The sequence below is a fragment of the Pantoea sp. PA1 genome, assembly GCF_056856975.1.
In genome coordinates this window covers 806,746-820,935 of sequence record NZ_JBXGEE010000001.1, presented here as the reverse complement: position 1 = coordinate 820,935, position 14,190 = coordinate 806,746, and the positions used below count along the sequence as shown (strand labels likewise).

At 62.3% G+C, this 14,190-nt stretch carries 10 protein-coding genes; all 10 read right to left on the bottom strand.

Annotated elements, in window-relative coordinates; all coding sequences use genetic code 11:
* Window position 1 precedes the first annotated feature (1 nt).
* Genes AC1V0D_RS04140 through tagH form a run of 10 tightly spaced genes read right to left on the bottom strand, consistent with a single transcriptional unit; the run spans window position 2 to window position 14,135 of the window.
* The gene (locus AC1V0D_RS04140; protein WP_482907010.1) at window positions 2–1,948 is read right to left on the bottom strand and encodes a type VI secretion system Vgr family protein; all 1,947 of its coding nucleotides are present in this window, start codon (window positions 1,946–1,948) and stop codon (window positions 2–4) included.
* Between the two features lie 16 nt (window positions 1,949–1,964).
* Window positions 1,965–3,467, bottom strand: coding sequence for a serine/threonine protein kinase (locus AC1V0D_RS04135; RefSeq protein WP_140028383.1), 1,503 nt, complete (start codon window positions 3,465–3,467; stop codon window positions 1,965–1,967).
* A 27-nt stretch (window positions 3,468–3,494) separates the two neighbouring features.
* A complete protein-coding gene (gene tssH, locus AC1V0D_RS04130) occupies window positions 3,495–6,104 on the bottom strand; it encodes a type VI secretion system ATPase TssH (protein ID WP_482907009.1) in 2,610 nt (869 codons plus the stop codon).
* A gap of 54 nt (window positions 6,105–6,158) precedes the next feature.
* Complete coding sequence (gene tssG / locus AC1V0D_RS04125) at window positions 6,159–7,205, bottom strand: type VI secretion system baseplate subunit TssG (protein WP_482907008.1); 1,047 nt, start codon at window positions 7,203–7,205, stop codon at window positions 6,159–6,161.
* A complete protein-coding gene (gene tssF, locus AC1V0D_RS04120; RefSeq protein ID WP_482907007.1) occupies window positions 7,202–9,073 on the bottom strand; it encodes a type VI secretion system baseplate subunit TssF in 1,872 nt (623 codons plus the stop codon). Before tssF ends, tssG begins: the two co-directional genes overlap by 4 nt.
* Before the next feature lie 2 nt (window positions 9,074–9,075).
* Entirely contained in the window at window positions 9,076–9,651 is a 576-nt protein-coding gene (gene tssE / locus AC1V0D_RS04115) for a type VI secretion system baseplate subunit TssE (RefSeq protein WP_009090738.1), read from the bottom strand.
* Window positions 9,641–10,468, bottom strand: a complete 828-nt coding sequence (locus tag AC1V0D_RS04110) for a type VI secretion system accessory protein TagJ (RefSeq protein WP_265136315.1) — start codon at window positions 10,466–10,468, stop codon at window positions 9,641–9,643. The genes tssE and AC1V0D_RS04110 overlap by 11 nt, the downstream gene beginning before the upstream one ends.
* Before the next feature lie 16 nt (window positions 10,469–10,484).
* On the bottom strand, window positions 10,485–11,465 hold the full coding sequence (locus tag AC1V0D_RS04105; RefSeq protein ID WP_482907006.1) for a hypothetical protein: 981 nt from the start codon (window positions 11,463–11,465) through the stop codon (window positions 10,485–10,487).
* Between the two features lie 10 nt (window positions 11,466–11,475).
* Window positions 11,476–12,267 carry a PP2C family protein-serine/threonine phosphatase gene (locus tag AC1V0D_RS04100; protein ID WP_009090744.1) on the bottom strand — a complete coding sequence of 264 codons (792 nt, stop codon included), beginning with the start codon at window positions 12,265–12,267 and terminating at the stop codon, window positions 11,476–11,478.
* Window positions 12,264–14,135, bottom strand: coding sequence for a type VI secretion system-associated FHA domain protein TagH (gene tagH / locus AC1V0D_RS04095; protein ID WP_267369450.1), 1,872 nt, complete (start codon window positions 14,133–14,135; stop codon window positions 12,264–12,266). Before tagH ends, AC1V0D_RS04100 begins: the two co-directional genes overlap by 4 nt.
* Window positions 14,136–14,190 lie beyond the last annotated feature (55 nt).

Here is a 14,190-nt window from a genome sequence, read left to right as displayed (position 1 = left end):
TTTATCCTTTATTCTTTTCTGATGATGAGAAGTAGCTTTCAATTTCATTTTTTATTTTATCTTTATGTCCGCTACCCGGTGCAATTGTTGCAGCGCTTCCTCCTTCAGGATTTAAATGTAACTCCCCACCCTTAGTGTTAATTTCACCATTATTATCGACGGTAAGATTAAAATTTTTGCCAATGAAATTAATTGCGCCGTCTTTAGTTAACTCTATTGCGCTCAGGCCACACTCAATCCGTACAGTATCTCCGGCTGCAATTGTGTAAGAAGCAAAAGCCTGTTCAGTACGGTTGCCGGTTGTCAGCGTCTTGCTGTTTCCCTGAGTACCGAGAGTATGATCGCCCTCTACCCGAGTCTCATTATTTGCACCCACCGAAACTGTCCGGTTGTTCAGAACACTATGTGATTCATCATTTTTAACATGCGTATCCATGTTCTTCTGCGCCTGAATCCACAGGTGTTCCTCACCCGCCTTGTCCTCAAACCTCAGCGCGTTCGCGGTGTCCGCCGTGCCGTCCTTCGACCGGCTCAGGAACCCCATCTGCGTCGCCGCCGCCGGCAGCGCCCACGGCGGCATGCTCGCCTCGTTGTACACCCGACCAATGATCAGCGGACGATCCGGGTCACCGTTGATGAAGTCCACCACCACTTCGTCGTTCACGCGCGGGATCTGCACCCCGCCAAATCCCTGACCGGCCCAGGCGCTGGAGACGCGCACCCAGCAGGAGCTGGTGTCGTCGCCCTTCGCCAGCCGGTCCCAGTGAAACTTCACCTTCACCCGCCCGTAGCGGTCCGTCCAGATGGACTCCCCCTTCGGCCCCACCACCTTCGCCGTCTGCGGACCGTGCGTCTTCGGCCACGGCGTCTCCGGCGGCGTGCGCCACGTCACCGACGACGGCAGCACCGTGAAGTCAATGTTGTGCCGGCTCTCCCCGCCGTCGCCGCTGGCGTAGGGGTTCTCGGCGAAGTCATAGCTCGCCGAGGTCACCAGGTATTCGCCGTTGTCGCTGAAGTGCGGCGCGTTGAGGACCGAGAAGGTGTATCCCGGCGCGATGCCGGTGGCCGTGCCCGACCCGCTGACGCGGTGGTGCTCGGCCTGCCATACCTCCTGACGGATGCGCGCGTAGGACTCGCCGTGGCTGTGGTCCACAAAGTGCCCCGGCCAGTCGTAGACGTCCACCGAGCCCGGCACCGGCGACGCCGGGTTCTGCCGCGCCTGCAGCATCCACGCGTTCGGCTTGCGGAAGTCGTAGTCGTCGGTGCTGTAGATGCCCGGCGTCACGCTCTCCGCCAGCGACCACTGGCTGATGCCCTCTTCCGTGACCACGCCGCCGGACTGCGTGACGTGATAGGCGATGGTCTCATAACCCGGAAACGCCTGATGCTGGTCCGGCGCGTCGCACAGCACCAGCGTATGTTTGTCCGCCTCGTGGCGGAAGAAGTAGTACATCCCCTCCAGCTCCATCAGGCGGCTGATGAAGTCCAGGCTGCTCTCCTGATACTGCACGCAGTACTCCCACACCCGGTAGCTGCCCGCCAGCCGCGTCTCGACGCTCACCCCGTACTCCTTCAGCAGCGTCTGCACTATCTGCGGCACCGTCTGGCTCTGGAAGATGCGCAGGTTGCGGTCCCGCTTCATCGGCCACAGGTCCGGCTCCACCGTGAGTTCATAGCACGCGTAGCGCGTGCCGTTCAGCTCCTGGCTGCGCACCGCCACCCGGGTGATTTTACCGTTGAGGTAGCGCGGGCTCAGCGCGCTCATCAGGCCGTCGGTGGGCAGCGTGAACGTCACCGGCTGGCCCAGCAGGGCGTGGCGGTCGATGCGCGCGTCGGTGGAGAGCAGCTCAGCGGTGAGCACAAACGGACGGGACAGCGTCTCGTTGCCCGTGAGCGTGTGGAACAGCAGGCCGTCCGCCGGCAGCTGTGCAGTAATGCGTGAGAACATAAGTAATCCCTGACTATTAACTGTGTGGATCGAGCAACCAGACACCTTCTTCGCTGATGTTCAGCGTCTGCTGGCGGGTGCCGCTCTGGCCACTGATGGCAAAGGTGTAGTTGCCCGGCGCCAGCTGCAGCGTGGCAAAGCCATTGACCGCAGGCACCAGCGCCTGCGGCTGACCGTTCACCTGAACCCGTTCGCCCTGCTGCAGGCGAATGTAGACCTGAGCCACCGGCGCAGGTGGCGGGGCTGGTTGAGGATCGGGTTCACGTGCGGCGGTCTGCGCTGGCGCGGTTGTCTGAGCCGGGGTGCTGGCAACGCTATCCGGCGGGGTCTCAGCCTGCGTCGGTGGCGCAGCCACCGGCTGGTTAACCGGCGCGACGGTGACGGCAGGCGCGCTGTTTTGCGCGGTCTCCGCCGGGGCGGTCTGTTCATCACCACGCGACATCAGCAGACCGGCGCACAGCCCGACCAGCACGCCCGCGGCCACCAGGCCCGGCAGGGCAAAGCGGTGGCCCAGCAGCGTTTTCAGCCGCGAGTCGGGGCTGACCGCCTCCTCTTCTTCGATCGGCACCAGCATGGTGCCCGGCCCGCTCATTTTTGCGCTGAGCAGCGGCTCCGGTTCACGTTCCGGCAGCGCCATCAGCGCCGCAAAGTCATCAATGCTCTGCGGACGATCTTCCGGTTTCAGCGCCAGCGCACGATCGACAGCGCTGAGCAGCGCAGAGGAATACCCCGCCAGACGACGCTGCACCAGCGGCTGGTAGTTATCTTCGATACTGCGCACCACGCTCACCGGCGGCGGCGCGCCCGTGATCAGCGTATGCAGCACCGCGCCCAGCGCGTAGATATCGGTCCATGCGCCCTGCTCGCTCTCATCGTTGTCGCTGTACTGCTCAATCGGCGCATAACCGGGACGCAGCATCGTCTCGCTCTCATCGGAGAGGTTGCCGATGGTTTTACGCGCTGATCCGAAGTCCAGCAGGATCGGCTCACCGCTGCTCTGGATCTGGATGTTATCCAGCGAAATGTCACGGTGCAGATAGCCCGCTTCATGGATGGTTTTAATCGCCCCCAGCAGCGGTGGCAGCAGGCGGCGGATCCAGGCCTCATTCACCGACTGCGGATTACGTTCGCGGAAGGTCGAGAGTGTGGTGCCGCTGTAGAACACCGTGCCCATATAGGCGGTGTCGTTCTGCACCCAGAACCGCAGCACGTGCAGCAGGTTGGGATGATTGAAGCGGGCCAGCAGCCGCGCCTCCTGGATAAAGCTGTTCAGCCCGGCGTGAAAGGTTTTGCTGAAACGCTCACTGCGCAGCACCAGGTTGAGATCATCGCTGCGCACCGCCAGCGAGGCGGGCATGAACTCTTTGATGGCGATATCGCGTTCCAGCTGGTGGTCCCAGGCGCGATAGACGATGCCAAAGCCGCCACCGCCGATGACCTCTTTAATCTCAAACTCATTGAAGCGGTAACCCAGCGGCAGGGCGTTGGGGACATTCAGGGGTTGATCATGTTCCGACATATTCGAAAACTCTCTGATGACTAGGCTTTAAACAGCGAACTGGCAGACAAATTCGCCCTGCTCACAGCGCACCGCAACGCGGCGATAGCGTTCATCGCGGGCGTGGGCGCTGAGCAGTATCTGGCTCATCTGCGGTAACAGCGTGTTGGTGAGGATGGCGTCGACCATGCGTCCGCCCGACTCCACTTCGGTGCAGCGCTGCACGATCTGATTCACCACCGACTCGTCGATCTCCGCCTCGATGCCGTGATTGTCGGCGAGACGACGCACAATGCGCGCCAGCTGCAGCCGCACAATCTCCGCCAGCATGTCATCGCTGAGCGGGTAGTACGGCACCACCAGCAGACGACCCAGCAGCGCAGGCGGGAACACCTCCAGCAGCGGCTTACGCAGGGCGGCGCTGAGGGCGTCAGGATCGGGCATCAGTTCCGGATCGGCGCACATCGCGCTGATAAGCTGCGTGCCGACATTCGAGGTCAGAATGATGATGGTATTGCGGAAGTCGATGTGACGCCCTTCGCCATCTTCCATCCAGCCCTTGTCGAACACCTGGAAGAAGAGCTCATGCACATCGGGATGAGCTTTCTCAATTTCATCCAGCAGCACCACGCTGTAAGGGCGACGGCGCACCGCTTCGGTCAGCACGCCACCTTCGCCGTAACCCACATAGCCCGGCGGGGCCCCTTTCAGCGTTGAAACGGTGTGCGCCTCCTGAAACTCGCTCATGTTAATGGTGATGATGTTCTGCTCGCCGCCATACAGCGACTCGGCGAGCGCCAGCGCGGTCTCGGTTTTACCCACGCCCGACGGCCCGCACAGCATAAAGACGCCTGCCGGTTTGTTGGGGTTGTCGAGGCGGGCGCGCGTGGTGCGAACCCGCTTCGCGATCAGATCCAGACCGTGACGCTGACCGATAACGCGCTGGTTCAGGGTGTCCGCCAGATTGAGTACGGCGTCGATCTCATTCTTCACCATCCGGCCCAGCGGAATGCCGGTCCAGTCAGAGACCACGGCGGCGACCACGCCCGCATCGACAGCGGCGAAGAGCAGCGGTGTGTCACCCTGCAGCGCAGTCAGCTGCTGCTGTGTGGCATCGCGCTGTTCACGCAGCGCCGCATCCTCTTCGGTGGCACAGCGGGCGCGCAGCGCAATCAGCGTCTCGACCAGTTCGCGCTCCTGCAGCCAGCGCTGTTGCAGCGCATCATGTTCCGCTTCCAGCGCCGCACGCTCTCCGGCAATCGCCTGCTGGCGGGTCACGTCACCGAGGCCGACACGGATTTCACGTTCCACGATCTCCGCTTCAATCTCCAGCGCGGCCAGACGGTGCAGACAATCCTCCAGTGCCGCGGGCTGCGCGCCCTGACTGACCGCCACGCGGGCACAGGCCGTATCCAGCAACGCCACGGCTTTATCAGGTAACTGACGCGCCGGGATGTAGCGATGCGAGAGCTTCACCGCTGCGCTGACTGCATCATCCAGCAGCAGCACCCGGTGATGCTTCTCCAGTGTGCTGACGGTGCTGCGCAGCATCAGAATCGCTCTGGCCTCATCCGGCTCCTGCACCTGCACGGTCTGGAAGCGTCGGGTCAGCGCCGGATCTTTCTCGATATACTTTTTATATTCCGCCCAGGTGGTCGCGCCGATGGTGCGCAGCTGGCCACGCGCCAGCGCCGGTTTCAGCAGGTTGGCGGCGTCGCCGGTGCCCTGCTGCCCCCCCGCGCCGACCAGGGTGTGGATCTCATCCACAAACAGCACAATCGGCGTCGGGCTGGACTGCACCTCGTTGATCAGTGCCTGCAGGCGCGCCTCAAACTCCCCTTTCATCCCGGCACCGGCCTGCAGCAGACCGATATCCAGCAGCCAGAGCTGCACGTCGCGCAGTGGCGCAGGCACATCGCCCGCCGCGATACGCAGGGCAAGGCCCTCGACCACCGCCGTTTTGCCGACGCCCGCTTCGCCGGTCAGCAGCGGGTTGTTCTGGCGGCGACGCATCAGGATATCGACCATCTGGCGGATCTCGTCGTCACGCCCGGTCACCGGATCGATGCTTCCCGCACGGGCGCGCGCCGTCAGGTCCTGGCCATACTGCGCCAGCGTGCTGCCGCTGGCGGCTGGCGGTGCGCCTGCGACATCCTGCGGTGCGCTCAGCGCCTGCTGCGCTTCTTTACTGTTGCCGAGCAGCGTGTCGAACTCTGCCAGCAGGGCATCGGCGTTAATCCGGGCAAACTGACCGGAAATGCCTTTCAGCACGCTGGCGAGGTTAAAGGTTTTAAGGATGCCGATGAGCAGATGACCGCCGCGAATGCGGGTTGCGCCATATTTCAGTGAGGCGTAAACCCACGCCCGCTCAACGGCGCTGTCGATATGCTCAGAGAGGTCGGAGACTGCACTGGCACCGCGCGGCAGGCGATCCAGCGCAGCGACGATGTCCTGAGTCAGGGCCTTTTCATCCAGTGAAAAATGTGTGATGACCTGCTGTAAGTCGCCATCCTGCTGCTGCATCAGCTGATGCAGCCAGTGCACCAGTTCAACATAGGGATTGCCGCGCAGTTTGCAAAAGGCGGTGGCGCTTTCCAGCGAGGTAAATAACAGCGTATCCAGTTTGCCGAACAGGACGGCACGGCTGATTTCTGACATAGGGGACTCTCTTCAATGAAAGACGCAGGCTGTGTAACAGGGAAAGCGGCTGGGCTAGCGCGAGGCAGCCTCAACCTCAAACAGAAAATCTTCGCGATCCTGCGGCTGCGGCATCTGCCCCAGCCAGCTGGTGTAACCAAGCCGGGCACCGCCACCCAGTGCCACGCCCCCGACCTCGTCTGCGGCGAGGATCAGACTGAGATCCCACTGCATTTCGATGCCGAGGTAGTGACGTACCCAGTCGCGCACTTCGCGCGCGCCGGGGGCATCGGGCAGGAAATGGGCATACTGCGCGGCGCTGAGCGGCCCCAGATGGAGGCGGAAACGGTGCTGCACGTCGCGTACCGCCACGCCGAGAAAAGCGGAGGCACCCAGCCGGGGCATATGGCGTCCCGCACCCAGCCGGGCCTGATCGCGGCTGTCCAGCGTAAGCCAGTGCGGCAGGTTCTGCGTCAGCCTGACCGGCACGCCGAAATAGTGCTGCAGAATGCGCACCAGCCCTTCGGCGTCGTGACCGTGACGGCTGAGATGCCCCACCAGCATCAGCCGCGCATGCAGGCTGAGTGAGCTGGCCTGCTGCTGGGCCGGCAACCCGATGCCGGCAAGGCAGGCAAGGTAGTTCAGAAAGCGACTGTCGTCGGGCCGATCCAGGGAGACCGTCGGCTGCGCATCCGCCCAGGCGCGATAGAACAGCAGCGTGGCGCGATGATGAAACAGGTCAGCAAATGCCGACAGGCTGTGATCCTGATGATGCACAATCCGTTCGTGCACATATTCGGTCAGATGGGTCGGCAGCGGACCATTGGGGCCAAACAGACCAAAGCTGTAAATAGAGAGATCGTGGCGTCCCGTCTCCTCCCGCGGCGCGGCGCTGGCGACGGTAGAGGGAGCAAACGCCAGTGACGGCGTCTGCCCGATGCGCACCGCTTCAAACTTCGGCAGCGGCGCACGGCCCAGCGGATAACGCTGCCCACCCTGCGCATCCAGCCGCCGCAGCAGCTGGAACAGATCGTAGCGCCACGGCGCGGCCATCACCTTCTGCCAGAAATCGTCCGGCAGGCGGGTCAGTCGTGGCAGCGTAATGACTTTTTCGCCACTCATATCAGCGCCTTCCGGCCCATGCGCGGCGACCAGTAGCCGACTTCGCCGCGCTGCTGGCTGTTGAGGGTGAACTCGGTGAAGCTGTTCAGCGCCACAAGGCGGCTGCAGACCCGCTCCAGTACGCTGCCGAGCAGCCACGGGCTGGCACCCGAAAACGCCTGCTCATCCACCTCCAGCGTGATACTGACACCGCGCGCAAACACCACCGGGCCTGGCTCCGGCACGCGGCGGTTAACGGCGCTGAGCGTGCAGTGGCGGATGCCGTCAATCTGGCGGGCAACCGGTGCTTCCGCCAGGTTGGCGTAAAGGCTCAACAGCTGACGCAGCGCCGCCGCGCCCTCTCCGTCGCTGCTGTCCATCAGGCTGAGGTAGTTCATCTGCAGATGGCTGATCAGCCGCCATGCGGAAAGCCCCTCGGCCAGGGCCGGACGCGGCGGCGTCGGGCCTTTGCACAGCTTCAGCTCCGCCACCGGAATGGAGTCCGGCATGACGAAGTTGCCCTGATCCTGCTGCAGCATCAGCGGCAGATCGCGGCTGGTACACATCACTTCGGCGGAGAGATAGCGCATCTCATCGCGCCACGGCGCGTGATGCTCATCCACCAGCGAGAGAAAGAGCTCTGAACCGATGTAGCCGGTGCGGGTGCCATAGCGCTGCGCCTGTTCAGACAGGGTGCGCTGCTCGCGGCGCAGCGAGAAATAGGCGCCATAGTCGCCCTGATCGCCACTGAAGGTGCTCCAGAAGGGGCGGAAAACCTGCTCTTCACGCTTGCCCTCAATGGTGGCGAACAGGCGCTGCACCGAATGCACTTCATAATCCAGCGGCCGGATGTTATCCACCACCAGGTGATATTCGTGCTGACTGTCACTGACCTTCAGGCGCTCTGCCGTTTTCGGGAACAGGTTGATGACCGGGGTGCAGTGCAGCGCCAGGTGGCTGTGATCGACCACGCTCTCCAGCCCACTGTCTGCCTTGTCGAGCAGAATGATGATGTCGAAGGCCTGGGCGCTGTCGCAGCGGCGCAGAAACGGCGCGAGCTGGTTCAGGCTGATAAACTGGAAGCGCGCCGGGAACGCGAAATATTCCTGCAACAGACGATAGCCGTCGAAGTTGCGCAGATCGTCCGGCAGCAGCGCCTGCTCCGGCGCGAACCCTTCCTGCTGCAGGGCATCATCTGAAAGCACCTGACGCTGAGGGTGTTTCTCAACGGACTGCAGCACGATGCCCACCCGGTGCGCCATCAGCAGCTCAAGCAGTTTCAGGGCCTGAATATCCGGGCCGCTGAGAAACAGCATCAGGTCATCCACGTTTAGCTGACTCAGCGAGGAGATCCCCTCACAGCTGATGCGGATGCGCAGTGCACTGGCTGCCCCCAGGCCGCTGAGTTTCAGCTCCCCCGTGGGCAGATCGCCGGGCACCCCGCCAAGCGTGACTTCGCTGATGCGCAGCGGATGCAGCATCACATCCTGGGCGGTGGTATAGCTGCAGGTGACGCCGGTTTTTTTCAGGTTCTGGCTTTCCATCATGGTGCCACGCGGCACATGGAATCCCTGCGTGATGTCCCCTTTCCGGCTGTCCGGGGTCAGCTGGGCGATCGCCATCGACGGCGTCGGCGACAGATAGGAAGGCGCAATCATCTCCAGCAGACGCTGCGAGAAGCGCGGAAACTCCGCATCCATCTTCAGCTGCACGCGGGAGGTCAGAAAGGCGAATCCCTCCATCAGCCGTTCGACGTAGGGGTCCGCCACGTCGATGCCGCGCATGCCCAGACGTCCCGCCACTTTGGGATAGCGCGCCGCAAACTCCGCCCCCATCTCACGCAGATAGGCCAGTTCGCGGTTGTAGTAGTCGAGCAGATTGCTATCCATGATTACCCTGCATCCTGAAGTTCGAAATGGCCGCTCTCCAGATCAACCTGGGTGCGGAACAGAAACGCCAGCGGATAAGGCACACACCAGAGCCGCCCTTTGATTTCAATCGACAGCACGTTGTGCAGGCTGAGCGAACTGAGATCGCTCACGCACCGCACCTGCAGGCCCTGCGGCAGAATGCGCGGTTCGAAGTGGAGAATGGCGTTGGTCATTTTGCGCTGGATATCCTGCCACTCGATATCGGAGACATTCTGTCCGGCCAGGGGTGCCACGCCGAAATTCCAGACCGAGCGCTGCACCTGATCAAAGCCGCTGAGATCCTGCTGCGCTTCGTTATTGATGGTATTAAACAGCCACTGCAGATCGCGCAGAACGTGGCGGCGCAGCGTGCTGTGCGTAATCAGCATGCTGTTCTCCGCCTCCTGCTGCTTCTCCGGCGCGTTGTCGGTAAGACGATCCAGCAGCGAGGATTGCAGTTTGTCGCGGGACGTTAACGCATCGCGCTTTTTGCGCGCACGAAAGCCGCCATGCAGCTGGGCATAGCCGTCATTCTGCCCGCCTGAATCATGACTCATCAGCACTCTCAACGTTATCAAACAGGACCTGCTGCAGACTCAGCAGCGAAAACTCTGCGCTGTCGGTGAGCCACATTTTTTGTCCCTGACCGATGAACTGATCCGGATCGTCGCCCAGCGGCTGCCATTCGGTGGCACCGGCACGCAGAAAACGTTCATCCGCCCCCGCCAGCAGCGGATAGCGCGCCGGGATCTGGCACACCTGCTCACTGCCATCAATCAGCTGCACGCGCGTATGACGCCACACCAGATCGGTGACGCTGGCGGGCGCCTGAAACTGCATTTCACGGATCGCCGCGAACGGGATCCAGTAGTAACGGCCCTGATTGATGACTTCACACACCGGCCCGAAGCGGCTGTCGCCATCCATCAGCCAGCTGAAGGCCGAAGGCTGATCCTGCTGAGTGGCGCTGCCGGGATTCGCGGCAGCGAGTTCGAGTGCTTCGGCACGCAGTGCAGAGCCACGTGCGGCATCGCCCTCTGCCTCCGCCTGCAGTGCGGCCAGCAGCGTGTCGCACCAGTGCCAGGCACTGCCGGGCAGCACCGGCTGCGCCTCGCCACGCAGCACGGCGTCGCGCTGCAGCTCACCGGCAATCGCCTGCTGCAAAAGATTCACCGTCGGCTGCGCCTGCGGGCTTAACGCCAGCCAGGATTGCAGCTGGGTCTGCGCCCGCGACCAGTTGCCTGCCAGGCAGAGCAGCTGCACAAACGCGGCCCGCAGGTCAGCGCTGGCCGGAGAGGCCTGGATCTGGCGGGTAACATCAGCCAGCGCTTCGCTCAGCGAGGCATTGGCCAGACGATGCTGTAAGGTTTCCATGCAAACTCCTTTTGCGTCAGTTGAGGGTGCGATAGACCGCAGCGGCCGGATCTTTCAGTTCAGGATGCAGCTTTTCCACCAGCTTCACGCTCAGCGCCGCATTGCCGCTGATCCACGGCGACCAGACTTTGCGCACCTCCTGCAGACGTGCCGCGACCGCGCTCTCATCCGCAGCTTCGCTGACCGGCATCTGTACGACGACCTGCGGGCTGGCCTGCCAGCCGTTAAACCGGTTGCTGAACGGCAGTATCAGCCAGCTGTCCGGTGATTTTTCGTTGCTCAGCACCATCCGCTCGCTGTTGACCGTAGTGATGTGCAGTTCGGTGGTCGCCGACTGATTGCTCAGCCCCATGACCGGGAAGCCCTGCAGGAAGGTCACACCCACCTGCGCCGTCGCGCCGTTACCCTGCTGCGTCAGGCTGCTGTGTCCGCTGAGCCAGCCATCCGACCCGCATACCAGTCCCTGCTTTGCCGGAACAAACAGCGCGCTACCCTGAGCCGGGTGCTGCCACCAGGTACGGAAATGGCAGCCATCGAGCAGACTGAACTGCAGCCACGGTGAGGTGTCGGCCTGCGCGGCGTTGACCAGCGGATCGGCAGGCACGGCGGCGGCCGTGGCAGACGGTGTCGCAGGCGGTGTCGCAGGCGGCGTAACCACGGTTTTCCACTGCTGCGCTCTGGCGGCGCTGCCGGTCGCGATTTCACTGCCCTGCGCGTCGGTGAGCTGCCAGTGCAGCTGTTGCAGCGGTTTACACTGGGACGCCATCAATCCGGCAACGCGCGGCAGGAAGGTTTTCAGCACCGCCGGGTCTTTTTCACCCAGCGTGACGATCCGCAGAGAGATTGTGCTGTTACACCAGCTCGACAGCTGATTGTTTTTTACGTTATCGATCCAGACATCCAGTTTCTGTGCCGGGGACTGGACGATGCGATAGTTTTCAGCATAAGCGTGCGTGCTGAGCAGCAGCGCTGCCAGACCCAGTAATCCATATTTCATGTTGGCGTTCTCAATCTCGCAGAGGGAAGAACTGCGCCGCTTCAGAGAGCGAGTGCAGCAAAGTGGTGTCCTGAGGTGACCCAATCCAGACGGCCAGCGCACTGAAGTTATCCTGCTGTCCGGCATCCGGCTGGTCGTTTTTAATGATCTGCTGCATCAGCGTCAGCCACTCTTCCGGCGTATTCACCATGTGCAGCGACTGCTGCATCTGCTCCAGCGACACGCCGTGCCAGAAACCGTCGGTGCAGAGCAGAAAGGCATCGCCATCTTCAATCTCCACCACGTCGCTGTAGCTGGCGTCGCGCTGCTCATCACCCATCCCCAGCGCAAAATAGAGCAGATTGCTGTTGATCCCTTCGGTACGGTGTCCGGCATCCTTCATCTGCTGCACCAGACTGTGATCGGTGGTGACCAGATAGAGATAACCGCGCCGGAACAGATAGAGGCGGCTGTCCCCGGCGTGGGCCCAGCAGGCCAGATGGTAGTCCCGGTCGATAAACAGGCTGACCATCGTGGTACCCATCCGGCTGTGTTCACTGCTGACTTTCTGCTGCTGACGAATGGCGTGATTGGCGTGATTGACATAGCGGCGAATCGACTGCGCATCAAGATGCGCATTGCCATCAAAGGCCTCCAGCAGGCTGCTGCGGGCGATCGACGCGGCAATCTCGCCGCCGGGAAATCCCGCCACGCCATCACACACGACAAAGCAGGCGGAGCGCCTGCCGATCACATCACCGATCTGGTCCTGGTTACTGGCGCGATCGCCCTGATTCGACGTCGAGGCAATAGTGATATTCATGCGTCATCCGTGTGGGTTTGTGAGTCTTTGTACTGATTGACTTCCAGGTCATAGGCGTGCAGGAACGCTTCGCCAAACAGGGTGTGAAAATCGTCCTCGATTTCGCCCGCCGTCTCGCCGTAACGCTCAACAAAATGTTCCCACAGGGCGGCTTTGCGGCTGCCCGGCAGACCGATACGTGACACCGATCCCGCCTGACGCGCCTCCTCCTCCAGCTGTTCCGGATTAAAGGATTGCAGCATGGAGGCGATGATGGCGCGGATCCCGGCGATCATCCCCAGCTGGTGGGCCTGCAGGTCGATCAGCGCGTCGCGCACGGCCTGACGCGGTGGCATAAAGCCCGGCATCCGGCTGCCGAACATCTGCATCAGGACGGTCTTGCCTGACGGCAGCAGCTTGAACGGGTTATTGGCGTCGTCGAGGATCACCGTCATGTCAGCTTTGACGCCGCGCTTGAGGATCGAACGCGATGAGAGCAGCGCGACCGTCCCCTGCGAGAACATGCTGAGCATCTGACCAAACTGCAGCATCTGTTCCCGGTCAAACTGGGGCGTCGGCTGCAGGTCACGCAGACCCATCCCTTCCAGCAGCGCATCCAGCAGTTCCCCCTTCAGGGCGTCGCCGCTGTTCTGGCCGGCGGTCGACGGCTGTTCCGTGGCGGCAGGCTGATATCCCGAGGCGACCGGATCGATACGCAGCCGCCCTTTTGGCGTCGGTGAAGGAGCGCGCTGTACGGCCTGCGGCGTGGGCAGCGTAATCCCGCCATACTCATTTTGCGGCGTGACCGCGTCGGGCTGAGCGGCGTCTTCATCTTCGATCAGGGGCGTCTGCCCCGGCGCTTCAGGGTGAGGCTGGCTATCTGCTGCCTGCTGAGGTGGTGGTGCGTCACTGAACAGCATCGAAAAATCCTGCGCCTCCGGCGTGGCAGGCACCGCTTCCGGCGGACGTCCGGTCGCCGGTTTCACGCTGGCCGGGGCTTCCGGGGGCACATGCAGGGTGGCCGGTTTCGCGGTCTGCGACTCCGGCTGTGCCAGCGGCACCGCGTTGCCCATCATCAGTCCCAGCGGATCGTCATGGTTGCGCGCATCTGTGCTGCTTTCACCCTCAAACAGGCTCAGCGGGTCCAGTTCAGCGGCGGGCTTTTCAGCCTGAGGTGCCGCCGTCTTCGGCTGAGCAGAGAGCGTGCTTGGCGTTCTGTCGTCAAAAATGCTTTCCCGGGCGAACAGCGCATCGCCTTCATCAAACAGGCTGCTGTTTTTAGGCTGCTGACCAAAATCGAGCGGCGCGTCATTAGCCAGCTGGGAAAGCGGATCTTCCGGGTTACGTTCCGGCGCGGCAGGCGCGGTCAGCGGATGTGCCTCCGGCAGTTCCGGCGCGGCTTTGCGCTTAGAAAGATCGTCCGAGATGGAAAACTCTTTCGCCAGGCTGTCCCAGATTTCGCTGGGAATGGCCGCCGTCGCGGTTTTTTCCACCGGCGGCTCAGGCACTACCGACGCAGGGAGCACCGGCTCAGGGCGCGGAGCCGTCCTCTCCGTCTGCGGCGGCTGCGCACTGTTGAGGTCACTGACCCGCAGCTGATAATCATCAATACCCAGAATGTCCCCATCCTGCAGCTCGACCTGACGGCCACGCTCAAGCGGAATATCGTTGAGCAGCACCCGCGTCACATTGCCACGGTTGGTCAGGCGGCATTCACCGCTGGCGGTGATATGCACAATCGCCTGCAGTCGGGAGAGTGTTCGGTCGTCATCTGGCAGGACCAGATTGTTGTCCACGCCGCGACCAATGGTGCCGCCGGGCGGAAAGAAGTCACAATGGGTCTGCGGCGGCTGTTGGCCCGGTTTAGTCGTTATTATCGTAAAGCGCATAACGGATTCCTGCGGTTAGCGGTTCGGCATCTATAGTGCGCACCTCTCAGGGAAA